Source organism: Streptomyces sp. NPDC059957, assembly GCF_042730015.1.
Lineage (GTDB): Bacteria > Actinomycetota > Actinomycetes > Streptomycetales > Streptomycetaceae > Streptomyces.
Genome location: NZ_JBHWMB010000003.1, coordinates 14,308 through 39,287, shown reverse-complemented (window position 1 = coordinate 39,287; position 24,980 = coordinate 14,308). Strand labels below are relative to the sequence as shown.

The 24,980-nt window shown below is 75.2% G+C and carries 20 protein-coding genes and 1 tRNA gene; 15 read left to right on the top strand and 6 right to left on the bottom strand.

Features of this window, described 5'->3' with window-relative positions:
• The first annotated feature begins 25 nt into the window (after positions 1-25).
• Positions 26-2,374: a malto-oligosyltrehalose synthase gene (gene treY, locus ACFWBW_RS02925; protein WP_385367733.1), complete on the top strand. Its 2,349-nt coding sequence runs from the start codon at positions 26-28 to the stop codon at positions 2,372-2,374.
• A 389-nt stretch (positions 2,375-2,763) separates the two neighbouring features.
• Positions 2,764-4,053, top strand: coding sequence for a M14 family zinc carboxypeptidase (locus ACFWBW_RS02920; RefSeq protein ID WP_385367731.1), 1,290 nt, complete (start codon positions 2,764-2,766; stop codon positions 4,051-4,053).
• A 34-nt stretch (positions 4,054-4,087) separates the two neighbouring features.
• Here the strand turns inward: ACFWBW_RS02920 and ACFWBW_RS02915 are convergent, their stop codons facing one another.
• Both ACFWBW_RS02915 and ACFWBW_RS02910 read right to left on the bottom strand, forming a co-directional pair.
• Positions 4,088-4,558 (bottom strand): GNAT family N-acetyltransferase, encoded by a 471-nt coding sequence (locus tag ACFWBW_RS02915; protein WP_385367729.1) that lies wholly within the window; start codon positions 4,556-4,558, stop codon positions 4,088-4,090.
• Between the two features lie 135 nt (positions 4,559-4,693).
• Positions 4,694-5,257 (bottom strand): DUF1707 and FHA domain-containing protein, encoded by a 564-nt coding sequence (locus ACFWBW_RS02910; RefSeq protein ID WP_385367727.1) that lies wholly within the window; start codon positions 5,255-5,257, stop codon positions 4,694-4,696.
• A gap of 111 nt (positions 5,258-5,368) precedes the next feature.
• Here ACFWBW_RS02910 and treZ point away from each other — a divergent pair, with 111 nt between their 5' ends.
• Both treZ and ACFWBW_RS02900 read left to right on the top strand, forming a co-directional pair.
• Entirely contained in the window at positions 5,369-7,207 is a 1,839-nt protein-coding gene (gene treZ / locus ACFWBW_RS02905; protein WP_385367725.1) for a malto-oligosyltrehalose trehalohydrolase, read from the top strand.
• Positions 7,208-7,268: 61 nt separating this feature from the next.
• Entirely contained in the window at positions 7,269-8,048 is a 780-nt protein-coding gene (locus tag ACFWBW_RS02900) for a class I SAM-dependent methyltransferase (RefSeq protein WP_385367723.1), read from the top strand.
• 36 nt (positions 8,049-8,084) lie between these two features.
• On the opposite strand, the gene ACFWBW_RS02895 is transcribed toward ACFWBW_RS02900, so the two are convergent.
• Both ACFWBW_RS02895 and ACFWBW_RS02890 read right to left on the bottom strand, forming a co-directional pair.
• Complete coding sequence (locus ACFWBW_RS02895; RefSeq protein ID WP_385367721.1) at positions 8,085-9,206, bottom strand: M24 family metallopeptidase; 1,122 nt, start codon at positions 9,204-9,206, stop codon at positions 8,085-8,087.
• Positions 9,207-9,457: 251 nt separating this feature from the next.
• Complete coding sequence (locus tag ACFWBW_RS02890; RefSeq protein WP_385367719.1) at positions 9,458-10,630, bottom strand: heparan-alpha-glucosaminide N-acetyltransferase domain-containing protein; 1,173 nt, start codon at positions 10,628-10,630, stop codon at positions 9,458-9,460.
• 190 nt (positions 10,631-10,820) lie between these two features.
• Here ACFWBW_RS02890 and ACFWBW_RS02885 point away from each other — a divergent pair.
• Together ACFWBW_RS02885 and ACFWBW_RS02880 are read left to right on the top strand one after the other, a co-directional pair.
• Positions 10,821-10,893 (top strand) — tRNA-His (locus tag ACFWBW_RS02885).
• A 125-nt stretch (positions 10,894-11,018) separates the two neighbouring features.
• Positions 11,019-12,143, top strand: coding sequence for an alpha/beta hydrolase (locus ACFWBW_RS02880; RefSeq protein ID WP_385367717.1), 1,125 nt, complete (start codon positions 11,019-11,021; stop codon positions 12,141-12,143).
• 71 nt (positions 12,144-12,214) lie between these two features.
• Here the strand turns inward: ACFWBW_RS02880 and ACFWBW_RS02875 are convergent, their stop codons facing one another.
• Entirely contained in the window at positions 12,215-12,970 is a 756-nt protein-coding gene (locus tag ACFWBW_RS02875; RefSeq protein ID WP_385367716.1) for an alpha/beta fold hydrolase, read from the bottom strand.
• A gap of 73 nt (positions 12,971-13,043) precedes the next feature.
• On the opposite strand from ACFWBW_RS02875, the gene ACFWBW_RS02870 reads away from it, so the two are divergent.
• A complete protein-coding gene (locus tag ACFWBW_RS02870) occupies positions 13,044-13,811 on the top strand; it encodes a hypothetical protein (RefSeq protein WP_385367714.1) in 768 nt (255 codons plus the stop codon).
• On the opposite strand, the gene ACFWBW_RS02865 is transcribed toward ACFWBW_RS02870, so the two are convergent.
• Positions 13,798-15,861, bottom strand: a complete 2,064-nt coding sequence (locus ACFWBW_RS02865) for a phosphocholine-specific phospholipase C (RefSeq protein WP_385367712.1) — start codon at positions 15,859-15,861, stop codon at positions 13,798-13,800. The two genes, ACFWBW_RS02870 and ACFWBW_RS02865, sit on opposite strands and share 14 nt — an antisense overlap.
• Before the next feature lie 301 nt (positions 15,862-16,162).
• Here ACFWBW_RS02865 and ACFWBW_RS02860 point away from each other — a divergent pair, with 301 nt between their 5' ends.
• The 8 genes from ACFWBW_RS02860 (at position 16,163) to ACFWBW_RS02825 (ending at position 24,816) form a co-directional block, all read left to right on the top strand.
• Positions 16,163-17,191: a 3-oxoacyl-ACP synthase III family protein gene (locus ACFWBW_RS02860; RefSeq protein WP_385367710.1), complete on the top strand. Its 1,029-nt coding sequence runs from the start codon at positions 16,163-16,165 to the stop codon at positions 17,189-17,191.
• Entirely contained in the window at positions 17,188-17,940 is a 753-nt protein-coding gene (locus ACFWBW_RS02855) for a glycosyltransferase family 2 protein (RefSeq protein WP_385367708.1), read from the top strand. Before ACFWBW_RS02860 ends, ACFWBW_RS02855 begins: the two co-directional genes overlap by 4 nt.
• Entirely contained in the window at positions 17,940-19,562 is a 1,623-nt protein-coding gene (locus tag ACFWBW_RS02850; protein ID WP_385367707.1) for an AMP-binding protein, read from the top strand. Before ACFWBW_RS02855 ends, ACFWBW_RS02850 begins: the two co-directional genes overlap by 1 nt.
• Positions 19,563-19,705: 143 nt before the next feature.
• On the top strand, positions 19,706-20,488 hold the full coding sequence (locus tag ACFWBW_RS02845) for a YhjD/YihY/BrkB family envelope integrity protein (RefSeq protein ID WP_385367706.1): 783 nt from the start codon (positions 19,706-19,708) through the stop codon (positions 20,486-20,488).
• Positions 20,485-21,249: a glycosyltransferase family 2 protein gene (locus tag ACFWBW_RS02840; protein ID WP_385367705.1), complete on the top strand. Its 765-nt coding sequence runs from the start codon at positions 20,485-20,487 to the stop codon at positions 21,247-21,249. The genes ACFWBW_RS02845 and ACFWBW_RS02840 overlap by 4 nt, the downstream gene beginning before the upstream one ends.
• The gene (locus tag ACFWBW_RS02835) at positions 21,246-22,487 is read left to right on the top strand and encodes a cytochrome P450 (protein ID WP_385367704.1); all 1,242 of its coding nucleotides are present in this window, start codon (positions 21,246-21,248) and stop codon (positions 22,485-22,487) included. Before ACFWBW_RS02840 ends, ACFWBW_RS02835 begins: the two co-directional genes overlap by 4 nt.
• Complete coding sequence (locus ACFWBW_RS02830; RefSeq protein ID WP_385367703.1) at positions 22,484-23,401, top strand: NAD-dependent epimerase/dehydratase family protein; 918 nt, start codon at positions 22,484-22,486, stop codon at positions 23,399-23,401. Before ACFWBW_RS02835 ends, ACFWBW_RS02830 begins: the two co-directional genes overlap by 4 nt.
• A gap of 101 nt (positions 23,402-23,502) precedes the next feature.
• The gene (locus ACFWBW_RS02825; RefSeq protein WP_385367702.1) at positions 23,503-24,816 is read left to right on the top strand and encodes a hypothetical protein; all 1,314 of its coding nucleotides are present in this window, start codon (positions 23,503-23,505) and stop codon (positions 24,814-24,816) included.
• Positions 24,817-24,980: the final 164 nt, after the last annotated feature.

Below are 24,980 nucleotides of genomic sequence, written 5' to 3'. Positions count from 1 at the left end.
CCGCATCCTGGGTACGTACGTTCTCATGAGCCTGCCCCCGCGCACCGGTCGCACGAGTCCCGAGTTCAACCGTCCGGAAACCGATGGACCACCGGCCTTCACCCCGGCGTCGACCTACCGCCTCCAGCTGCGGCCCGAGTTCACCTTCGGCGACGCGCGGGCCGTCGTACCGTACCTCGCCTCGCTCGGGGTCTCCCACCTGCACCTCTCTCCCGTCCTGGAGGCGGTGCCCGGTTCGTCCCACGGGTACGACGTCACCGATCACACCCGGGTCCGGGTGGAGCTGGGCGGGGAGGGCGGGCTGCGGGCCCTGGCCGCCGAGGCCCGGGCGCACGGGCTCGCACTGGTGCTCGACATCGTGCCGAACCACATGGCGCTGCCGGCGCCGCTCGGCCTCAACCGGCCCCTGTGGGAGGTGGCCAGGGAGGGTCCCGGCTCGCCGTACGCGCGCTGGTTCGACATCGACTGGGAGGCGGGCGGAGGGCAGCTGCTGCTGCCCGTGCTCGCGGAGCCGCTGGATCCGCAGGCCGTCGAGGTCTCGGTCGAGCCGGGGACCGCACCCGGGCAGGACGACCGGGCCGTGCTGCGGATCGGGGAGCTGGAGTTCCCGGTCCGGGAGGGCACGGCCGGGCTGGAGCCGGCGGCGCTGCTCGCCGCCCAGTGGTACCGGCCGGCGCACTGGCGGGAGGCCCGCACCGGGCTCAACTACCGTCGATTCTTCACCATTTCGGAGCTGATCGGGGTCCGCGTCGAGGACCCGGAAGTATTCGAAGCCACCCACACCAAGGTGCTGGAGCTGGTCCGCGACGGGGTCGCCGAAGGGCTGCGCATCGACCACGTGGACGGCCTGGCCGACCCCGCGGGTTACCTGCGGCGGCTGCGGGACGCCGTCGGCGGGGACTGCTGGGTGGTGGTCGAGAAGATCCTCGCGCGCGAGGAGCGGCTGGCTCCCGACTGGCCGGTGGCCGGGACCACCGGGTACGACGCGCTGTACCGGGTCGACGGGGTGCTGACCGACCCGGCCGGGGCCGCGCGGCTCGACGCCCGCTTCCGCGAGGCGACCGGGCAGCCCCACTGGGAGCGGACGGCAGCGGCGGGCGCCCGGGAGGTCCTGACCGGCGACCTGGCCGCCGAGCTGGCCGCTCTGGAACGACTGGCGGGCCCAGAACTCGCCCCCGCTGTACGCGAGTTGCTCATCGCCTACCCCGTCTACCGGCCCTACCCCGGCGACCCCCGGCTCGCACCCGAGGCCCTGGAACGGGCCGCCGCGCAGGCCGGCGCGGCGCCGGTGGCCGGCGTACGCGCACTGCTGCTGCGGGACCCGGCCTTCGCCGCCCGCTTCTCCCAGACCTCGGCGGCCCTGCGCGCCAAGTCCCTGGAGGACAGGGCGTTCTACCGGTACGCCCCGCTGCTGTCGGCCACGGAGGTGGGCGGGGACCCGGGGACTCCGGCGGTCACGGTGGCGGAGTTCCACGCGTACTGCGCCGAGCAGGCGAGGCTGTGGCCCCGCGCCGGGACCGTGCTGACCACGCACGACACGAAGCGCAGCGCCGACGTCCGGGCACGGATCTCGGTGCTCTCGCAGGACCCGGAGTCCGTACCGGAACCGGCCGGAGCGGATCCCCAACTCGCCTGGGTGGCCTGGCAGACGGCATTTGGACTCGGGGGCGGCGGCAACGCCATGGTGCGCCGCGACCGCCTCTGGCAGGCCCTGCTGAAGGCCGTGCGCGAAGCCGCCCTGCACACCACGTGGACCGAGAGGAACCCCGCGTACGAGGCCACGGTCCCGGAGCACGTCCCGCGTGACGCGCTCGAGCCGTCCGGGCCCCTGGCCGCCGCGGCCCGCGCCAACCTGCTCGGCGCAGCGCTGCTGCACCTGGCCATGCCCGGGGTCCCGGAGGTCTACCAGGGCGCGGAGACGGAGTACCGGGCCCTGGTCGACCCGGACAACCGGCGGCCCGCCCGCTTCCCCCGGGAGGCCCTGGCCCGGCTGGACGCGGGGGCCGCGCCGTCCGGCACGGCCGAGGAGAAGCTCTCCCTCACCGCCGCCCTGCTGCGGCTGCGGCGGAGCCGGCCCGGGCTGTTCGCCGGCTACGCGCCGCTGCTCGCCCGGGGCCCGGCGGCGGAGCACTGCGTGGCCTTCGCCCGCTCCGCCGGGCTGGTGGCGGTGGCCACCCGCCTGTCGCACGGCCTGGCGGGGGCCGGCGGCTGGCGGAACACGACCCTGCCCCTCCCGCCGGGGCGCTGGCGGCACCTGCCGCTCCTCGGGGCGCCGCCCGAAGCCTCGTACACGGGCGAGCTGCCGCTCGCGGAACTCCTGGGCGGCACCTCCCCGGTGGCCGTCCTCCTCAGGGAGACCCCGGCCCAGGGATGACCCCCGGCCCGGGCACGCCCCGGGTCGGGCACGCCCCGGGTCGGGCACGCCGGCCCGGGCACGCCCCGGGTCGGGCACGCCCCCCGGCTCGGGCCTCCCGCGCGGAGCTGCTGCCCGGCGAGCGGCGGCGTGCGGGGCCGCTGCGCGGGACGAAGTCCCCTACCCGCCCTTCCACCGTTCCCCGGGGCTCCGCCCGGACCCGCGCCTCAGACGCCGGCGAGGCTGGAAGATCCAGCCCGTCCGGCGTTTGAGGACCGGGGTCTGGGGCGGAGCCCCGGGAAACGGTGAAAGGGCGGGGCGGGGGGCAGCTCTGCCCAGCGGACCGGAAGGCGGCGCCCGGACCAGGCAAAGACGGCTAGGGCAGTCTCGGGGCGGGAATGGGATCACCTGTGACCCTCATCCGTGACATGTGCTACCCCACCCCCCACGAACTGACCCTGGCCGCCCGCGCCCTGGTCGATGAACACCCCGCCCTGGCCCGGCTCCGCCAGATCGGCGCGTCCCGGTCCGGGGAGCCCCTGTGGCTGCTCTCCGTGGGCTCCACGGGCTCTGTGGGCTCCGCGGGCTCCGTGGGCTCCACGACGTCCGCTCCGAACGTGCTCGTCGTCGCCGGCGCCCACGCCAACGAGCCCGTCGGCGGCGCCACCGTCCTCGCGCTCGCCCGGCACCTGATCCGCGTACCCGCCGCCGGAACGACCTGGCACTTCCTGCTCTGCGCCGACCCCGACGGCGCGGCCCTGCACCGCACGCCCCGCCCGTACTCCCTGCTCGACTACCACCGGAACTTCTTCCGGCCGCCCGGCCCCGAACAGCCCGAGTGGGCGCCGTCTTTACTGCCCCCGGACCGCCTCCCGCCCGAGACGCTCGCCCTGACCCGGCTCATCGACGAGCTCCGCCCCGCCCTCCAGGTTTCCCTGCACGGCACCGATCTCGGCGGCTCCTGGGTGCAGCTGACCCGGGACATACCCGGCCTCGCCGAGCCCTTCGGCAAATCGGCCGCCGAGCTGCGCATCCCGGTCGAGACCAGCGCCTCCGACGCCTCGGGCTGGCCCTCGCCGGGGGCGGGGATCTTCGTGATGCCCCAGCCCGGGACCACGGCCGACGGGCCGTTCCACCCCGAGGACACCCGGCTCAGCACCTGGTACCACGCCCACCGCCACGCGGGTACCACGGCGATCGTCGAAGTCCCCATGTGGGCCTCGGACCTGGTCGACGACCCGGCCCCGCACCCCGACCCCCGCGCCGCCCTGCGCATCCTGGCCGGCCGGCTCACCGCCGACGCCGCGCGGGTGGCGGCCCTGCGGGAGGGGGCGGACGACAGTACGGACCCGGCCGCCGCGGCCCTGCTGCGCGCCGTGGACTGGACGCTCGCGCTGATCCCCCGGATCACCGCCGAGTGGACGGGTCCCGGGGCTCCCGCCGAGGCGACGGCGGCGTACATCGGGAGCATCGACGCCTTCGGGCGGCGGCTCTCGCTGCGCGCCGCGGCGATGCTGCTCCGGGTGCTGCGCGCCCAGGCGCAGCCGACGGCGCCGGCCGTGGACCGGCTCGTCACGGGGTGGTGCGAGGAGTTCGCCGACCGCTTCCAGGCGCGCTGGGTCCCGGTGGCCACGCAGGTGGAGCACCAGTCGCGGGTCGTCCTGGCGGCTTACGACCGCCTCGTGGCGGCGGGCCGGTAGCCGCAGCGGGATCGGGCGCGGGATCGGGCGCGGGCTACTCCACCGGCAGGGCGTACCGCAGCTTCGGCTTGCCGGTGGCCCCGAGCCGGTCGTAGAAGCGGATCGCGCCCTCGTTCCAGTCGGGCGTCTGCCACTCGACGTGGCCGAGGCCCAGCTCGCGGGCGAGCACGGCCACCCCGTCCATCAGGGCGGCCCCGAGGCCGTGTCCGCGGGCCTCCTCGGCAAGGTAGAGGCAGTCCATGTGGAGGTAGTGGCGGGCCTCCCAGAAGGAGAACTCGGCCGAGCAGGCGGCGTACCCGGCGATCTCGCCCCGCGGGGTCTCGGCCAGCAGCACCCACAGCCGGGCCCCGTCGGCGAACAGCTGCGCGCCGAGCCGGTCGGCGAGCCCGGCCGGGCGGGGCGCCGACTTCTCGTACACCATGTGCTCGCGCATGAGCTCGACCAGACGGGGCAGGTCCTCGGGGCGCGCGGGCCGTACGACGGGGGCGGCAGACGTGTGTTCCATGATTGACATCCTCCGCACGGCCCGCATCCCCCCGGCAACCGGGTCCGGGAGCGGGTCCGGGAGCGGGTCCGGGGAGCGGTTCCCGGCAGCGGGTCGCGCCCGCGCCCCGCACGCCCGGGCCTCCCGCCCGGATCCTCAGCCGCCCGACAGCCTGAAGCTCATCCGTCCGAAGCCGATCTGGTCCCCGTCCCGCACCACCGCCGAGCCCGTCACCCGGCGCCCGTTCACCGTGGTCCCGTTCGTCGAGCCGAGGTCCTTCACCACCCAGACCCCGTCCCGGATGCCCAGTTCCGCGTGAGCGCGCGAGACGGTCTCGTGGCTCAGCCGGAGCCCGTTGCCCGGGTCGCGGCCGATCCGCAGCGGTCCGGCGCCCGGGGGCGGAAGGAGCAGCGTGGGCAGCTTCTCCACGGCCCAGGCCCGCCGTACGCCCACGGACACCGCCGAGACGCGTCCCACCCAGCCGAACAGCCGACGGGTCCACGGGCTCTCCGCGCCCTCCCGGCCCTCCAGGTCGGCGGTGAGCACGGCGAGGTCCTCGGAGCGGCGGGCGACGAGGGCGAGTTCCATGCGGCGCAGGAAGGTGTCGTGCGAGAGCTTGCCGACGGCGGCGCCCTCCCTGAGCTGGCCCAGGGCGCGGTCGCGCTCGGCATCGGAGAGCCGTGGGGCGGGGTATGCGGAGAACTCGAAACTCGACGTCACCAGGTGATTGTCGGCCTGTCGGGGGCAGAGTGTCCAGAACTCCCGCGACCGGGCGGGGATGATGGCCCGGACACGCAGGTTGGGTAGCGCCGCCAGACGAGGGGACCGTCCGTGCAGTTCGAGGTGTGGGCACCGCTGACAGACCGGGTCGCACTGCGGCTCGACGGGGCCGCGTACGCGATGGAGCGCGATCCGCAGCGCCCCGGCTGGTGGGTCGTGGAGGCCGGGGCGCGGGACGGATCCCATTACGGGTTCCAGCTGGGCGGCGGCCCGGAGGCGTACGTTCCCGGGGACGATCCGCGCGACCCGGTACACCCCGGACAGCACGCGGAGCACCCGGACCACACGCGCCACGAATCCCCCGTACGCCCCGATCCGCGCGGCCGGCGCCTGCCGGAAGGCCCCGACGGGCTGTCGGCCGTGGTCGACTTCGCCGCCCTCACCCCCGACGAGCCGGCGCCCTCCCCCCGGGTGTCGCTGCAGGACGCCGTCCTGTACGAGCTGCACATCGGCACCTTCACCCCCGAGGGCACCTTCGACGCGGCCGCCGCCCGCCTCGGCCACCTCACCGCCCTCGGCGTCACCCACGTCGAGCTGATGCCGGTGTGCTCCTTCCCCGGGCGGCACGGCTGGGGGTACGACGGGGTCGCGCCCTGGGCGGTGCACGAGCCGTACGGGGGCCCGGCCGGGCTGGTCCGGTTCGTGGAGGCCGCGCACGCCGCCGGCCTCGGCGTGGTGCTCGACGTGGTCCACAACCACCTCGGCCCCTCCGGCAACCACCTCCCCGTCTTCGGCCCGTACTTCACCGGGACCCACCACACCCCCTGGGGCGCGGCGGTGAATCTCGACGCACCCGGCTCCGACGAGGTGCGCGCGTACTTCCTGGGCAGCGCGCTGGCCTGGCTGCGCGACTACCGGATCGACGGGCTGCGGCTGGACGCGGTGCACGCGCTCGCCGACGACCGGGCGCTGACCTTCCTGGAGGAGCTGTCCGCGGCGGTGGACGAGCTGGCCGCCGAGACGGGCCGCCCGCTGTTCCTGATCGCGGAGTCGGACCGCTGCGATCCGCGCACCACGACCCCGCGCGCCGCCGGGGGCCTGGGCCTGCACGCGCAGTGGAACGACGACTTCCACCACGCCCTGCACTGCGCTCTGACCGGTGAGTCCCAGGCGTACTACGCGGACTTCGCCGAGGCCCCGCTCGGGGCCCTGGCCAAGACCATGACCCGGGCCTTCTTCCACGACGGGACCTGGTCCTCCTTCCGGGGCCGCCACCACGGCCGCGCGGTGGACCGCGGCCGCACCCCGGCCCACCGCTTCCTCGGCTACACCCAGACCCACGACCAGATCGGCAACCGCGCGCTGGGCGACCGGCTCTCGGCCTCCCTGTCTCCCGGGCTGCTGGCGTGCGCGGCGACGGTGGCACTGACCGGGCCGTTCGTGCCGATGCTGTTCATGGGCGAGGAGTGGGGCGCCGGAACACCGTGGCAGTACTTCACGGACCATCCCGACGAGGAGCTCGCCGAGGCCGTACGGGTGGGCCGGCGAAGGGAGTTCGCGGAGCACGGCTGGAAGGCGGAGGAGATCCCCGACCCCCAGGACCCGGCCACCCGCAACCGCTCCTGCCTGGACTGGGCCGAGCCGGACCGGGAGGCCCACGCCCGCCTGCTGGACTGGTACCGCACCCTGATCGCGCTCCGCCGGACCCACGCCGACCTGCGCGATCCCGATCTGGCGGCGCTGCGGATCGCCCATGACGAGGAGCGCCGCTGGCTGACGTTCCGCCGGGGCGACGTCCGCGTGGTGGTGAACCTCTCCGGGGAACCGACCACCGTCGCGCTCGGCCGCAACGGCGTCCGGGTACTGGCCGCCTGGCTCCCCGTCGAGCATCCGGACGCCGACGGCCGGGTCCACGTACCGGCCGAGTCGGCGGTGGTCCTGGGCCCTTAGGGCCCTTAGGGCCCTTAAACCCGGTCGCGGTGGCCCGGAGCCGTCTGATGGGATCGGCCCCATGAAGATCGAACCTGTCGAATCATCCGCGGCCGGCGGCGGTCACGCGGCCAAGTACGACCGCATCGGGGTGGGGTACCGGGAGGTCCGGCGGCCCGATCCCCGGCTGGCCGCGCTGATCGCGGGCGCCCTCGGGGACGCCCGGACGGTCGTCAACGTCGGGGCGGGCGCCGGTTCCTACGAGCCAAAGGACCGTGAGGTGACCGCCGTGGACCCGTCCCAGGTCATGCTCGACCAGCACCCGGGGGCCCGCAAGGTCAAGACCGGGGCCGAGGAACTGCCCTTCGAGGACGGGCAGTTCGACGCCGCGATGGCGGTGATGACCGTCCATCACTGGCCGGACCCCGCGCGCGGGCTGGCGGAACTGCGGCGGGTGTCCCGGCGCCAGGCCGTCTTCACCTGGGATCCGGGGCACAGCACGGAGCTGTGGTTCTTCGAGGAGTACCTGCCGGAGATCGGGGAGCGGGAGCGCTCGACGTTCGTCCCGCTGTCCGTGGTGACCGGGGCGCTGGACGCGCACACCGTGCTGCCCTTCCCCGTCCCGCACGATTTCACCGACGGGTTCCGGGCCGCCTTCTGGCGCCGGCCCGAGTCCTACCTCGACCCGGTCGTACGGGCCGCCAGCTCCACCTTCGCGAGCCTGCCGGCCTCCGTCGTGGAACCGGCGGTCGCCCGGCTGCGCGAGGACCTGCGGTCGGGGGCCTGGCAGCGGCGCCACGCCGACCTGCTGGAGCGGGAGAGCGTCGACTACGGCTACCGCCTGGTCCTCGCCGGGGCCTGAGTCCCGGCGAGGAGGCTGCGTCCCGCCGCCGCGCGGCTACTCCACGAGGGCCAGCTCCCGGGAGGCGTTGTTGAAGCTCCGGCAGCCGTTGTCGGTGACCGTGATGATGTCCTCGATGCGGACCCCGAACCGCCCCGGCAGGTAGATCCCCGGCTCCACGGAGAAGCACATGCCGGGGACGAGGACCTGCTCCTCGCCTTCCACCATGTACGGCGGCTCGTGCGTGGTGACTCCGATGCCGTGGCCCGTGCGGTGGATGAACTGCTCGCCGTAGCCGAACTCCTTGATCACCGCGCGGGCCGCCCGGTCCACGTCCTGGCAGGCGGCCTCCGGCCGGGCGGCCGCCACGCCCGCCAACTGGGCCTCGCGCACGATGTCGTGGATGCGCTGCTCCTCCTCCGTGGGCTCGCCGACGTGGACGGTACGGGAGATGTCGGAGCCGTAGCCGTGCTTGAGGCCGCCGAAGTCGAGGACCACCATGTCCCCGTGCCGGATGACCCGGTCACCGGCCTCGTGGTGCGGGTTGGCGCCGTTCGGGCCGGAGCCGACGACGGTGAAGTCCACCTGGGAGTGGCCGTGCACGCGCAGCAGCGCGGCCAGGTCGGCGGCGACGTCGCTCTCCCTGCGCCCGGCGAAGGGGACATGGAGGATCTGGGCGTACGCGGCGTCCGCCGCCTCGCCGGCCGCCGCGAGCCGGGCCAGCTCGCGCTCGTCCTTGACCGCGCGCAGCATCGGCAGCGCATCGGTCAGCGAGACGTACGAGGTCGCCGGCAACTCCCTCTGCAGTCCGAGCAGATGCAGCGCCCAGGCGTTGTCGCTGACCCCGAAGCGGCCGGCCACGTCCAGCAGCGGGGAGGTGACGGCGTACGGGTTCCTCCCGTCGGCCCAGTCCCGCAGGGTCAGCGCGCCCGCGCCGGGGGACTTCGCCGCGTCGGGGGCTTCCAGCGCGGGGACGACGAGGACGGGGTCCTGCCCTGCGGCGAGGACGAGCAGGGTCATCCGCTCGGTGTCGACGGGCCGGTACCCGGTGAGGTGGGCCAGGTCGGGCCCGGGGGCGACCAGCAGGCCGGCCAGCCCCGCGTCGGCGGCGGCCTGCGCGGCGGCGGCCATCCGGGCGGCGTAGTCGGCGGTCGTGAAGGGATCGGAGTCATGGTCCATGACTCCGATCCTCCCGCGCCCCGCCCCCCGCACGGCAGGGGCCGCGCCGACCGCTTCGCGGGGCGAAGTCCCCCACCCGCCCTTCGCCCGTTCCCCGGGGCTGCGCCCCGGACCCGCCGGCGAGGCTGGACGGATCCAGCCCGTCCGGCGTTTGAGGACCGGGTCCGGGCAGAGCCCGGGGACGGAGGGAGGGCGGGTAGGGGACCTCGGCCCCGCAGGACCGCCCCGCCCGCCCCGCCCGCCCCAGGGCGTCAGCCCGCCGCCCGCCCCGCCGGGACCGCCGCCCGCAGAGCCCACTCCAGGGGCCCCCGGTACAGCTCCGTGCCGCGCAGCAGCCGCCGCCAGGCGACGCACCCGATCAGCGCGCAGGCCGAGAACCCGGCCAGCACCTCCCACCCGCTCCAGCCCCGCAGGAACACCGCCAGCGCGAGCGCGTGCGCCACGTACACCGTCAGGGCCATCGCCCCGACGGCGGCGAGCGGCCGCAGCAGCCGCGTCGTCGCCCGGCCCGCGCCGTGCGCGGCCAGGGCGAGCAGGCCTATGAGGGCCGCCCCGACCCCGGAGTTGCCGAGGGTCTCCAGCGGGGTCTGGCTGTAGGGGCCGGCCACCAGCAGCCAGTCCCAGGAGGTGCTGGGGACGGCACCGAACTGTCCGCCCAGCACCGCCGCGACCGGGTCGGGCTCCGCCACCGCCCAGGGGTGCTCCCGTGCGATGGCCTCCAGCAGCGGCCCGCGTCGGCCCCCGGGCCCCAGCGCGAGCCAGGAGGCGCCGTAGCCGGCGGCGGCGGCGGCCGCACCGAAGCCGGTCAGCAGCCGCAGCGACCGCCCGCTCCGCAGGTCGGCGAGGCGGCCGAGGGCCATGCCGACCAGGATGTACGGGAAGTAGGTGAGCAGCGGGTACGCGCCCGAGAGCAGCAGCTCCCGCAGCATCCCCCCGGCCCCCGCCCAGCTCGCCAGGTCGGCGGGGACCGGTGTGGCCCCGCGCCCGCCGGTGCGCAGCCCGAGGGCCGGGCCCAGGAGGTAGGAGAGGACCGGTCCCAGCACCACCGAGGCGCCGGCGACGGCCGCCAGGGTGCGGGTGCGCAGCCGGGTGAAGGGTTCGGCGGCCAGGAAGTAGACGGCGTAGAAGGCCAGGATCACGAGGATGCCGGGCGAGAGCGCGGCGAGGCACAGGCCGAGCACGGCGAGGATCGCGCAGCGGGTCAGGGTGGCCCGCAGGGGTGGCGGGCCGGCGGCTCGGGCGCGGGCGAGCGCGAGGGAGAACCCGGCGATGAGCGTGAAGACGGCGGGCGCCCGGCCGTCGGCGGCGACGAGCAGCCAGCCGGGGCCCTCGGGCGTGGGCGGTGGGCCGACGTGTACGGCGAACATGCCGAGGACGGCGATGCCGCGGGCGGCGTCCAGGCCGGTGAGTCGGTTTGTTCCCATACGGATAGTGATGACGATCCGGGGCGCGGGGTTGCCTGCGCCCTCGCCCGGAGCCGCGCCCCGGGTCGACTCACCAGGGTCGCCTTCCCAGGGTCGCCTCCCGGGGCCCCGGAAAAGGCGTCGCGGGAGCACCCCGCTGATCAGCTATGCTGTGCTTGCACATCGAACGGGTGGTCCGCCGCCCTTCGTGGTGGGTGTAGCTCAGTTGGTAGAGCACCTGGTTGTGGTCCAGGTGGCCGCGGGTTCAAGTCCCGTCACTCACCCTGTTGATCCCGTGGGGGTTACGAGTTTTCCTCGTAGCCCCCACGGGTTTTTTCGTTCCCCCCGCGGGAGCGGTACGTCGCGACCGGCCGGGCCCGCCCACCCGGGTCCTGGCAGGATCGCACTCATGAAATGGGACATCGGGGGCGCTCCGGCCCTGCTCCTCGCCGTCCTCGTGGCGGCCGCGGTGTTCGGGGGCACGGTGTGGCTGTGGCCCCGGCTCGCGGGGTCCGGGGTACGGCCGGTGCTGGGGCGGGCCGGGCTCCAGCTCGCGATCACCCTGACGGCCGGGTCGGCGCTGCTCCTCGCGGTGAACTCCTCGTACGGCTTCTACGGCTCCTGGCGCGACCTGCTGTCCCTGCGCCGCGAGGACCCGGCGCCGACGGGCGCGCAGGCCCCGGGGCGGGAGGCGCTGCTGGTGCGGGGGATCCACTCCTGGCGGCACGCGGGCTCCGACGACCCGGCGGTGATCGGCCGGATCGAGGCGGTGACCGTGCGCGGGGCGCGCAGCGGGCTGTCGGGGCAGGGGTACGTGTACCTGCCGCCGCAGTACGTGCACGCGTCGGCCGGGCGGCGGGCGGAGTTCCCGGTGGTGCTGGCGCTGAGCGGGTTCCCGAGTACGCCGGGGGTGCTGATCGACCGGCTGCGCTATCCGCAGCTGGCGCTGGAGGCGGTCCGGGCGGGGCGGATGCGGCCGGCGGTGCTGATCCTGATGACGCCGACGGTGGCGCCGCCCAGGGACACGCAGTGCGTGGACGTGCCGGGCGGGCCGCGGGCGGAGACCTTCTTCGCCCGGGACCTGCGGGCGGCGGTCTCCTCTTACTACGGCCTCGCCCGGGATGCCCGGGGGTGGGGCGTGATGGGCAATTCGGTGGGCGGCTACTGCGCGCTGAAGCTGGCCCTGCGCACGCCGGACGCCTACCGGGCGGCGGCGGCGCTGTCGGCCCCGTACGCGGCGGCGCGGGACGCGGACACCGGCGACCTGTTCGGCGGGGACGCGGGCCGCCGCCAGGAGAACGACCTGCTGTGGCGACTGCGGAACCTGCCGCAGCCGCCGGTGTCCCTGCTGGTGGCGAGCAGCCGCAGGGGCGAGCACCAGTACCCGGCGACGCTGGAGTTCATCGAGGCGGTACGGCCGCCCGCACGGGTGTCCTCGATCCTCCTCCCGGGCGGCGGGCACAACTACGAGACGTGGGCCCGCGAGGTACCGTCGGCCCTGGAGTGGCTGGTGGGACGGCTGAGCCCGCGCTGAGCGGTGGAGCGGGGCTTCGCACACTCCGCCCGGACCGGCCGGCGGGCCAGGCAAGATCCCAAAGAGGCGGCCTACCCGCGCAGGAAGGCCTCCACCTCGGTGGCGAAGGCCACCGGGCTCTCGTGCGGCGGGTAGTGGCCCGCGCCGGGCAGGAGCCGGATGCGGCAGTTCGGGTACGAGACCTGCCAGGTGGCCCGCATGAAGTCGGCGGTGAGCGCGAGGTCGTACTCGCCGACGAGGACCAGCACCGGGACGGTGCTGCCCTTCACGGCGGCGGACAGGTCGAGCGGCTGCCAGCTCGCGAGGTACCCGGCGAAGGCCTCCGGCCGGGACACGGCGAGCGAGTGCGCGACCATCCGGTCCAGCCAGTACGGGCTCGCGCGGCGGCCGGTGACGATGTCGAGGATGGCGCGGCGGTTCTCCGCGCTGCCGGCGGCCCCGTAGAAGAGCCCGTGGGTGGCGTCGTCCATCTCGTAGGGGCCGGCGGGGACCGGGTTGATGCCGATCAGCTTCTCGACGCGCTCGGGGGCGCGCACCAGGACCTGCTGCACGGCCTTGCCGCCCATGGAGTGGCCGAGGAGGGAGAAGGTGTCCCAGCCGAGCTCGTCGGCGAGGGCGAGGACGTCGTCGGCGATCTCGGGGAGGGTGTAGCGGCCGGGGACGTCCCTGCGGTCGCCGTAGCCGCGGTAGTCGAGGAAGGCGTACGAGAACTCCCCCGGGTCCAGGTAGTCCAGTACGGAGCCCCAGTTGGCGGACGTGCCGAACCAGTCGTGGAGCACGATGACGCGGACGGGGCCGGTACCGATCCTGCGGTGGGCGATGGCCATGCGTTCTCCCTCGGTGGCGGGGGCGGAAAGAATTGCCGCCGTACGTTCTGCCCACCACGCCTACCATCACACCGTGAAGCCGACACCTTCCGTCGCCGTGGAGCGCATCCGGGTCCGCGACGCCCGATCCCCGGACCGTCACCCGTACCATCCGGCGCGCTACGAGATCACGCACCCGGCCGAGATCGCCGAACTCCTCGCCGTCTGGACCCCCGAGCCCGTCCCCGAGCGGCCGACCGGACCGGACCCGCGGGACTCTTTCGTCTGCATGTGCCTGGAGCACGAAGCCGAACCCGACCCGTTCGACGCCACGGACGATCCAGCGATCCTGCACGTACCGCCCGTCCGGCCCGAGCCGCTCGTCCGGCTGCTCGACCCGGGCGCCCCGGACGGCATCCCGGCCCGGCACCGGGCCCGGTGGGTGGCCGCCGCGCCCGAGGTGCTGCGCGGCTACGCCGGGGCCATGGCCGGGGGCGAGGATCCGCCGCGCCCGGACCGGGTCTCGCTGGCCGCCGCCTTCTCCTGGCAGGGAGCCGTGCGCGAGGATCCCACCGACGCGGCCTCGCTCTTGGCGGAGCTGGCCCCTCCGCGGCTGCTCGTGGGGGCCTCCACGGAGGATTTGGCCTGGGCGGTCCGCGAGACCGACCGCGCCGGGCTCGACGTGGCCGTGCAGTTCTTCGCGAGCGAGGAGTTCACCACCCGACACCCCAAGCGGCGCCGCGTCCCGGACACCGCCCGGGACCTGTTGCTCCGGCACGCCCGCAGCCACCGTCCCCGCGACCTCCCGGTCCTGGAACGGCGGCTGCTGCGTGCGCCGGACGACCGCGTCAGACGGTCTTGATCGCCGGGTCCGAGACTCCGGCCGCGCCGGTTTCCACGTGGCCGGCGAAGCGGCGCAGGAAGGTGGCGTCCGCGTCGGAGACGACGCTGACGTCGTACCAGCGGGCCGTGCCGGACAGGGCCACGGTGTGCGCGACGGTGCCGCCCGCCGCGACGCGCACGATCTGGGCCGTGCCGCCGTAGGCGTTGGTGACGGTCAGGTTGACGGCCGCCGTACCCCCGTTGGTCAGGGACAGCACCAGGTTGCCGGTGGCCTTGTCGTGGCGCGCCGTGGCCTCGGGGCCGGCCTTCTTCGCCGGGCCCTTCCAGGTGCGCAGGAAGCCGTTCGGGCCCCAGACCGTGAGGTTGATCTGGTTGCCGGTGGAGGCGCTCGTGCTCCAGGTGTCCGACAGGGTCTTGCCCGCCTCGACCGTGTAGGGCCACGGGCCGTCCGTACGGTTGCCCGAGGTGCTGTGGAAGTGGGCGCCGAGGGTCGGACCCGAGGAGAAGGTCAGGGTGAACTTGCCCGTGGAGACCGTGGCCTTGCCGTCCACGTACGGGGCGTAGCCCAGTGCGCGGGTCGGCTTGGAGCCCGCTTCCTGCTTGGGCAGGGTGCCCGTGGCCGGCGGGGTCGGGTTGTAGGACGAGTGGCGGTTCTTGTCCGGCGGTACGTACGCGGCCGTGGACGGCAGGGCGGCGGGCGCGGCGTCGGCCTGCGTGAAGTCGAAGGCCGAGGTCAGGTCGCCGCAGACCGCGCGGCGCCACGGGGAGATGTTGGGCTCCTGCACGCCGAAGCGCTTCTCCATGAAGCGGATCACCGAGGTGTGGTCGAAGGTCTCGGAGCAGACGTAGCCGCCCTTGCTCCACGGGGAGACCACGATCATCGGGACGCGGGGGCCGAGGCCGTACGGGCCGGCCGCGTAGCCGGAGACGCCGCCGGTGTACAGGTCGCCGGTGACGCTCGCCGTGGACAGGCCCCAGGTGGAGGAGGCCGGCGGGTACGGCGGGACGACGTGGTCGAAGAAGCCGTCGTTCTCGTCGTAGGTGATGAACAGGGCCGTCTTCGCCCACACGGCCGGGTTCGCGGTCAGCGAGTCCAGGACCTGCGAGATGTACCAGGCGCCGAAGTTCGTGGGCCAGTTGGAGTGCTCGCTGAAGGCCTCGGGGGCGGCTATCCAGGAGACCTGCGGGAGGGTGCCGTTCACCACGTCCGCGCGCAGCTTGTCGAAGTAGCCGCCGCCCGCCTTGACGTTGGTGCCGGTACGGGCCTTCTCGTACAGGGGGCTGCCGGGCTGGGCGTTGCGGTAGGTGTTGAAGTAGAGCAGCGAGTTGTCGCCGTAGTTGCCGCGGAAGGCGTCGTTGATCCAGCCCCAGGATCCGGCGGCGTTCAGGCCGTCGCCGATGTCCTGGTAGACCTTCCAGGAGACTCCGGCCGTCTCCAGGCGCTCGGGGTAGGTCTTCCAGCCGTAGCCGGCTTCCTGGTTGCCGAGGACCGGGCCGCCGCCCACTCCGTCGTTGCCCGTGTAACCCGTCCACATGTAGTAGCGGTTGGGGTCGGTGGCGCCGATGAAGGAGCAGTGGTAGGCGTCGCACACCGTGAAGGCGTCGGCGAGCGCGTAGTGGAACGGGATGTCGTTCCGGGTCATGTACGCCATGGTCGTGGCCGTCTTGGCCGGGACCCACTTGTCGTACTTGCCCTTGTTGTAGGCCTGCTGACCGCCCGCCCAGTCGTGGTTCAGGCCCGTCAGGAACTGCATGCCCAGGTCGTTGATCTGGGGGTTGAAGGGCAGGATGTCCTTCGTGCCGTTGGACTGGTGGAAGACGGACTTGCCGTTGTCCTGGAGGACCGGCCTCGGGTCTCCGAAGCCCCGGACCCCCTTCATCGCACCGAAGTAGTGGTCGAAGGAACGGTTCTCCTGCATGAGGACGACGATGTGCTCGATGTCCTGGATCGTGCCGGTACTTCCCTCGGCCGAGATGGCGGCGGCTCGCGCGATGCTCTCGTTGAGCATCGTCATGGCGGCGGCGCCACCGGCGATCTGCAGGAACCGGCGCCGGTTGAATTCAGTCATGGAGGACGACCTCTGCGGGTGAGACGGGTGCGGGGGGTGTCGAGGGGCGCCCCAAGAACAGCGGTCCCGGGGTACCGGTCGGCGTTGCTTTCATGACAGTGGGCCGTACACCTGGAGAACGGAATACCTCGTCAGACGGTTCGTGCCCCACCCGCCCCATCTCTTCGCGATCCCTTCGCGATCCCTTCGCGGCCGTGGTCACCGTCCGGCGGGCCGGAGGTCCCGGGTACTCACGGCGCCGGCGGGCGGGATGAGCATCCGTACTCAGGACCGGGGCCCGCCCGCGCGTCATCGTGAGGACATGCCGAATCACCCACCCGTACCGCGCCCACGGCTCCGCGCCGGGATCACCGCCGTCGCCGGCATCCTGCCCGGCGACGTCCTCACCTCCGACCGGCTCCAGCGCGAGATCGCCGACCGGACCGGACTCGCGCTGCCGCCAAGGCTGTTGACCCAGGCCACGGGGATCCGCAGCCGCCGGGTCGCGGGCGACGGGGTGTACGCGTCCACGCTCGCGGTGGGCGCGGCCCGCCGGGTGCTGGACAGCGCCGGGCTCGGGACCGCCGACATCGACCTGCTGCTCTTCGCCTCCGCCTCCCGCGATGTCGCCGAGCCCGCCACCGCGCACATCGTGCAGGCCGAACTCGGCACGAAGGCACACGCCCTGGACGTCACCAACGCGTGCAACAGCTTCGTCAACGGCATCGACCTCGCCCGCGCCATGATCCTCGCCGGCCGGGCCCGGCGGGCCCTGGTGGTCACCGGCGAGACCCCGAGCCGGGCCGTGCGGACGGCGCCCGCCGACTTCGCCGAGTTCCGCGCCGGCTTCGCCGGGTACACCTTCGGCGACGCGGGGGCCGCCGTGATCGTGGAGCCGGTGGAGCGCGGCGGGATCCTCGACGTGGACACCGAGACCCACTCCGAGCACTGGGAGGTCGGGGGCATCCCGGGCGGCGGGTCGCGCCACCCGCGCGGGGACGCGTACACGTACTTCCGCGGCGACGGCCACGAACTGCGCGGGGTCTTCGAGAAGGTGGGGACCGCCGTCATCGACCGGACCCTGCACCGTACGGGCATGGGCTGGGACGACTTCTCGAAGGTGCTGGTGCACCAGGTGACGGTGCCCTACCTGGAGCGGTTCGCCGAGCTGACCGGGGTGCCGGCCGGGAAGCTGGTGGTGACCGTGCCCGAGCTCGGCAACATCGCGAGCGCGACGATCGGGGTGCAGCTGGACCGAATATTCGGCGAACTCTCTTCTGGAGACCGAGTGTTGTTCGTGGGGCTCGGCGGCGGTATCAGCATCATGACGATGGTCTGGGAGAAGTCGTGAGCGCGTCCGGGCGGCTGTGGGTGGTGGTGCCCGCGCACGAGGAGGAGGCCCGGATCGCCGGGACCCTCGCCGCGCTCGCCCGTCAACGGGACCGGGATTTCACCCTGTTGGTCGTCGACAACGCCTCGGCCGACCGGACGGCCGCCGTGGCGCGGGAGTTCGCGGCGGGCGCCCCCTTCGCGGTGGAGGTCATCGAGGAGCCGGAGAAGGGCGTCGGCTCCGCCGTGGACACCGGCTTCCGGTACGCGATCGGGCGCGGCGCGACCCTGCTCGCCCGCACCGACGCCGACTGCCTGCCCCACCCGGGCTGGACGGGCGCGGCGCGGGCGGCGCTGGTCCGCAGCCCCGGGCTGGTGTGCGGGCGGATCGTGGCCCGCCGCGACGAGCACGGGCCGCTGGGCCGGGCCGGGTTCGGGGTGCTCGTACGGCTCGCCGGACTCTTCGGCCGGCTGCGGCCCGAGCACGCGCGGCGCCGCGGGTACCGCGCCCCGTACCGGATGCACGCCGGGAACAACATGGCCATCACCGCCGAGCTGTACCTGGCCGTCGGCGGGATGCCCCGGCGCCCCTCCCCCACCGACCGGCTCTTCCTCAACGCGGTGCGCCGCCACACCGACCGGATCACGCGCTGCCGGACGATGGTCGTGGAGAACTCCACGCGCCGGCTGCGGGCGTACGGGATCGCCGGCACGGCCCGCTGGTACCTCGGCCGCGGCAGCGGCCCGCACGGAACGGACGACCCCCGCTGATGCTGGACCGCCTCGACCACGCGCTGCGCGCCCACCCCGAGCGGCCCGCGGTCCTCACCGCCACCCGTACGGGAGCCACCCGGACCGCCGCCACGCGCGGGCAACTCGTAGAAATGGCCGACGCGTTCGCCGCCGCGCTGTACGCGCGCGGACTGCGCGCCGGGGACACCGTCGGGGTCGCCGTACGCCCCGGGCCGCGCGCGCTCGCCGTCCTGCTCGCGCTGTGGCGGCTCGGCCTGCGCGGGGCCGTCCTCGACCCGGGGGCCGGACCCGACGTGCTCCGCGCCCGGCTGGCCTCGGCGCGGCCCGCGCTGGTGCTGGCCGACGCCGCCGCGCAGGCCGTCGCCGGGTGGGCGCGGCCGCTGGCCCGGCGGGCGGCCGGGCTGGAACTGCCGGACCTGGCCGGGCTGGGCGCGCCGGTGGCCACGGTCGGGCGGCGGCTGCCGGGGTGCGCGCCCGGACTGGACCGGCATGCGGGGCGGCTCGGCGTTCCCCCGCGGTTCACCGGTGACCAGGACGCCGACGCGGTCATCGTGTTCACCTCCGGGACCACTTCGCGGCCCAGGGCGGTGGTGCACACGCGGGCGAGCCTGGCCGCCGGGATGGAGACGGTGTCGGCGCTGTTCTCCCCCGCGCCCTCCCCCGCTCCGGGGAAGTCCTGGGCTTCCCCCGCGGCTGCCGAGCCCGTGCTCGGCGGCACCTTCTTCGTGCTCGTCCCCGCCCTCGTGCGCGGCGCCGCCGTGGCCCTCCCGGCGCGTTCACCACGGGTGCTGGCCCGCCAACTGGCCCGGCTGGCACCGCGGGACACCTACCTCACCCCGCCGCAGCTGCGGGACGCACTGCGCGCGGGGGCCCGATTCCGGGGCCGGGTGTGGACCGGATCGGCTCCGGCGAGCGCGGAACTGCTGGGACGTGTAAGGGAGTCGGGGGCCGATGAGGCCTGGGGGGTGTACGCGCTCACCGAGTTGTTCCCGGCCGCCGCGGTGGAGTCCCGGGAGAAGACCGCCCACGAGGGACCCGGCGACCTGGTCGGCGCCCCGCTGCCCGGTGTGCGCGCCGAGTGCGACGCGGACGGGCAACTGCTGCTGACCGGTCCCGGGGCCCACCGCCGCTACCTCGGCGAGGACCCCGATCCGTGGGTGCGTACGGGCGACCGGGCACGCCTGGACGGCTCGGGCCGGATCGTGCTGGAGGGCAGGGCCAAGGACATGGTGCTGCGCAGGGCCGAGAACATCTACCCGGGCCTGTACGAACCGGCCCTGCACGTGCCCGGGGTGGAACTGGCGCTGCTCGTCGGGATACCCGCCGACCCCGGCGACCGGCACGGCTACGGCGACGAGCGGCTCGTGGCGGTCGTACAGCCCTGCCACGGCGCCGACGGGCCCGCGCTGCGGTCCGCGCTGGCGGGCCCGCTGCGCCGCATGGGCACGGCCGCGCCCGACGCCCTGCTGTTCGCGCGGATCCCGCTGTCGGGACGTTCCCGCAAACCGGACCGCGCGGCAACGGCGGCCCTGGCGGCCCACCGGCTGGGCTCCGCGTCCGGCACGAGAAACGGCACTGACACTGGCTCGGGCTCCGGCTCCGGCTCCGGCTCCGCACGGAACGGCGCGCCCCGACCGTGAACCGCCACCTCGGCCGAGGTCACCCGCGCGCGGCGGCAGCGCACCCGGTGACGGCCGCACGCGCGTGGCGAGCCCGTGTCCGCGCCGTCCGGTCCCGGGCCTCGGCCGCCCGGCTCCGCCCCGGGGCGGGGCCCCGCTCCCCCATGGCCGCCGCCACCCCGTGGCGGGCCGTCCGGGAGCGGGTCATGGCCTCCCACCGCCGCTACACCCGGGCCAACGGCGACGCGCTCGCGGGCTCGCTCACGTACGCCCTGCTCGTCGGCACGGCCCCGGCCGTGCTGCTGCTCGGCTCGCTGGCCGCCCGGGCCGGGGCGGGTGCCGGCGGGGCCGGGCGGGCCGTGGACGGGCTGGCCGCGGCCCTGCTGCCCGCCGCCGCGGCTCCGCTGGCCGGACGGCTGCCCACCGCGGCCCCGCACTGGCGGCCGCTGCTCGTCCTCGCCCTCGGCTGGTCGGTGGTGCGGCTGACCCGGGCGCTGCGTACGGGCATCCGGGCCATGTGCGGGCAGAACGCGGGCAGCGGAAACCCCGTGCGCGACGCGGCCCGGGACATCGCGGGGGCGGCCGTGCTCTGCCTCGCGGGCGCCGCCGTCGCCGCCGTGGTGACGGCGGGCGGTCCGGGCTGCGCGGTCCCGGCGCTGTGGGCGCTGTTCGCGGCCGTCCTGTGGCTCGCCCCGCGCCGGGCCCCCGGCAGGCCCCGGCCTGCCGCCGTCGCGGGTCCGGCGCTGGCGGCCGCGCTGGCCTGCCGACTGCTCGCCCTCGCCGCGGGCCCCTACCTCGCCGCCACCGCCGAACTGCACGGCGACCTCTACCACGGGGCCGGGCCGCTGATCGGACTGCTCGTCTGGGGCAGCCTGTGCGCCCGGGTGCTGCTCCGCGCCGCATCCTGGGCGGCCACCGCCAACCAACCCGAAGGAGCGCGCAGTTGACGAAGCCGAACCTGTGGGTGGTCGTCCCCGCCTACAACGAGGCGGCGGCCATCGGGGCCACCCTGGCCGCGCTCGCCGCCCAGCACGACACCGGTTTCACGCTCGCGGTCGTCGACAACGCCTCCACCGACCGGACGGCCCAGGCCGTACGGGACTTCGCGCGCTCGGCACCCTTTCCCGTCGAGCTGGCCCGGGAGGAGCGGCCCGGCGCCGGGACCGCCGCCGACACGGGCTTCCGGTACGCCATCGCCGCCGGCGCCACCCACCTGCTGCGCACCGACGCCGACTGCCTGCCCGCCCCGGACTGGACGGCCGTCGCGAAGGCGGAGTTCGGGCGGGGCGCCGAGATGCTGTGCGGCCGCAGCGTGCCGCGCCACGACGAGCGGCCCACCCTCCTCGAAGCCCGGCTGCTGCCGGCGCTGATCCGGCTCACCTCGCTCTACGGCCGCTACCGGCGGGCCCACCGCCACCCGCGCTACCGCACCCCGTACGTCCTGTGCCACGGCCACAACCTGGGCATCACCGCCGGCCTCTACCTGCGCTGCGGCGGCGCCCTGCGGGTGCCGCTGCACGAACGCTCCGAGGACGTGGCCCTGCTGAACCGGGCCCGCGAGCACAGCGGGCGGATCGTGCGCGCGGAGCACCTGGTGGTGCAGAACAGCTTGCGCAGGCTGCGGAGTTGGGGACCCCGCCGCACCCTGCTCTGGTACTGGGACCGGCGCTACCGGCCCGCCGACACCGCGGAGGCACACGTCCGATGACCACCGACCCGAAGATCGGCATCCAGGCCCGCGCGGATGCCCGCACCGAGGCCCACACGGGTGCCCGTACGAAGGCGCACGCCGAGGCCCGCACGGGTGCCCTCACGGCAGCCCCCGCGGATGCCCGTCCGCAAGCCCGCGCCGCGGCCCGCGCGAAGGCGCGCCGCCGGGACCGGCGGGTCTACCTGCGCGCCCACCCGCTCCTGTTCGCGCTGCTCGCCGCCACCCGCGGGCGGCCCGTGCGCCGGCTCGGCCGCGGCACGCTGATCGTCCACGGCACGGCGGCCTACCGGGAGGCGCTGACCCGGCTGCCGCTGGACCGCACCGCGCCCGGCACCACGGGCGGCGCGGCCCGGGCCGCCCGGGTGGAGGGCGTGCTCTTCGACCAGGAGGGCTCCGGCCACCGGACCGCCCGGCGGGAGCTCGCCGAGCAGCTCGGCGCGGCCGGGACCCGGGAACTGCGGCCGGTATGGCACCCGTTGCTCCTGCGGCGGCTCGCGCCGCTGCCGCTCGGGGGCACGGTGGACCTGGTCCCGCTGGCCCGGGAACTGGCCGGCTCGGTGGTGTGCGCGCTCCTGCGGTCCGGCTCCTCGGACGGCGCCTCCCCCCTCGCCCTCGCGGAGGCCGCCGCCGAGGCCGCGGCCGCCTCCGTGCGCAGCCATCTCCCCGGCCCGCCCCGCCCCGGCGCCGAGGCCGCGGCGATCCGCACCGCCGAACGGCTCCGCGGGCTCCTGGGCCCGGGGGCGGGCGACCGGTCCGCGATGCTGGCGGTCGCGGCCGTCAACACCACCGTCGCGGCGCTGCCCCGGGCCGTGGCCTGGTGCGCCGACGCGGGCCTGTGGGACCAGGCGGCGGACCCGGCGCTGTGCCCCGCCCTGGCGGATGAACTCCTGCGCGTGACGGCGGCCTCCCCCCTCCTGCCCCGGGTGGCCGCGGCCGGCGGCTCGGTCGGGGGCTGCCCGGTCCGGGCCGGGGACCGATTGCTCCTGGTGGCCCGGCACGCGGCCGGGGCCCACCTGCGGGACCCCGACGGGCGCAGCCCCGCCGAGCCCGGCGTCGCCCGCCTGGTCTTCGGCGCCGGGCCGCACGCCTGCCCCGGAGCCCGGCTGGCGCGGGAGCAACTGGTCGGAGTACTGGCGGCGCTGGCTCCGTACCGGCCGGTCGTGACCCGGGCCCGGGTGGACCGCCGGGCCGCTCTGCCCGGGTGGCGTTCGCTGGTCGTACGGGCGGCGGCATGAGGTCCCGTAGCGCGGACGGGGTCCGGATCGCCGTCACGGGCGCGAGCGGCTTCTGCGGCGGGCACGTGGCCCGCGCCGCGGCGGCGGCCGGGGCGCGGGTGGTGTGCGTGGGCCGCAGGCCCGGACCGCTCGGGGAACACCGCTTCTGGGACGCGTCCCTCGGGGAGCCGGACCTCTCGGGCGTGGACCTCGTCGTGCACTGCGCGGCGGCGGTCGGCGATCCGGCGCCGGGCTCCCCCGCGGAGGCCGTCATGCACGCGGTCAACGTGACCGGCACCGAACGGCTGCTGCGCGCGGCGGGCGCCCGCCCGGTGGTCTGGGTGAGCAGTGCCAGCGTCTACGACCCCCGCCCCGACCGCACGCTCGTCCGCGAGGACCACCCGCGCACGGGGCACCTGAACGCCTACGGCCGTACGAAGGCGGCCGGCGAGGCCCTGGCGCTGGCCGCAGGCGCGGTGGTGCTGCGCCCGCGCGCCGTGTACGGCCCCGGCGACACCCAGCTCCTGCCCCGGCTGCTCTCCCGGATCCGTGCCGGGACCCTGTTCCTGCCGGGCCCGGACGTCCCGCTGAGCCTGACGGCGGTGGAGAACCTGGCCGGGGCCTGCCTGGCGGCTCCCGCCTGGCCCGCGGGCGCGTACAACATCGCCGACGCCCTCCCGTACCGCCGCGACGCGGCCGTCGCCGAGGTCCTGCGCGCCCACGGCGTCCGCGCCCGCGTACGGCACCTCCCGCCGGCCCTGGCGCGGACCGCGGCAAGGATCTCGGAATCCCTGTCCTGCGGCGAACCGGCCCTCAGCCGCTACGCGGTGGACCAGCTGGCACACCCCGTGGTCCTGGACCTGACCCGGGCCCGCGCCCAGGGCTGGACCCCGTCCCGAACCCTGTCGGACCACCTCGGCGAGCTGCGGAGGTGAACCACGGAGCTGCCCCGGGTATCGCCCTCGCCGGGCACCAGGTTCATGCCGCTCTCGTCGGACGTCGGCCGTAGGCTGCTGTCCGCATACAAGGGGAGAAGATGACCGACGACCGCAAGGCAGTAATTCCGGTGTGGACGCTGGCGACCGGGGACGTCCGGGTGCCCGCATTGGCCGGAGACGAGCCGATGACGGCTGCGCGCCTGGCCGAACTGCGCAGTGTGCTGGCCGGCCTGGCCGACGAGCCGATTGCCACACTCGAGGCGCATCCGCTGCCCGACAGGCTCGAACGCAGCCGGGGTATCCCGCTCGACGCCGCGAGTCCCTTGGCGAAGCACCTGTCGAAGCTCATCACGCAATCGGCGCGGGACTCCTCCGTGGCGGCCGGGGCGGCCGCTGCCGGCGACGGCCTGTACCGCATGGTGGTTCCGGCGAAGGTCGTCTCCCAGCTCGGTCAGGGCATCGTCCGCCCGATGGCGTCGAAGGCGGCGGCCGGCGGCATCCACGGAGCGCTCGTGAGCTCGACGGGCATCACCGCCCAGGCGACGTTCGTGCCGGTCGGCAAGGCGGCGACAGCGAGCGCGGCCGGTGGAGCGGGTGCGACGGCCGGTGTCGCGGCCGCCGGCGGCGCGGCGCTTACCTTGGCCGCACCGCTCGTACTCCTGGCCATAGCCGTGGGGGTGAGCGCGCATGCCGACCACGCGCGCCAGCAGGCCGTCGAGCGGATCACGGAACTGCTGGAGGAACTGCACGAACAGAAGCTCGCCGACGAGCGCAATGAACTCGACGGCTGCCGCGATGCCATCGAGAAGGCCACCGCCGTCCTGCTCGACCAGGGCAGCCTCGGGGTCTCGCTGGGACTGGACTCGGCGGTGCATGCCATCAGCAAGGCGCTGGCCGCCGCCGACCGCCGCCTTGCCAAGTGGCAGAGCGCACTCGACAAGCTGCCCGAAGGCGAGCCCGTCCAGATCGGCACGCTGAACAAGTCGTTCCCCGGCGTCGACGACCAGGGCGGCGAGTTCCGCACCCACCTCGAACTCGCCGCCCTGGCGATCGCGTTGAAGCGGCGGGTCATCATCCTGCAGGCCGTCGAGCACGCCCAGAACGACTCGGGCAACGTGTTCGCGAACTTCACCCGCGCGCTCAAGGCCGACCAGCAGCGCCTCGGCACACTGGAGTCGGGCATCGCCGGGGTCCTGGAGCGCCTGTCGACGCTGGAGCTGGCGCGCACATCCGGTTTGGTGCCCGTGATGCACATCGGTGACGTCGATCGCCTGCTGCGCGCGGTGAACGGGCTCCACAGGCTGGGCGACGGCGTCGTCGTCAACGGCCCCACGACCGACATGGCGATCGAGATCGCCCGCGACAAGGACGGCTCGCTGGTCGTGTTCCCCGCGCTGCCCGCGTACGCGTAGGCCCGCCCGGGCCGCGGCCGGTGTCCGGCCGCGCCCGATCGGCAGGAGGCGCGGGACATGCCCGTGACCTGCCGGGGGGGAACACCGCGAGCCGGCTAGTCGCCCAAGCCCTCGGGGCCGGCTTCCTCCCTCGCCTCAGAATACGGCACCCCCAATGAAAAAAA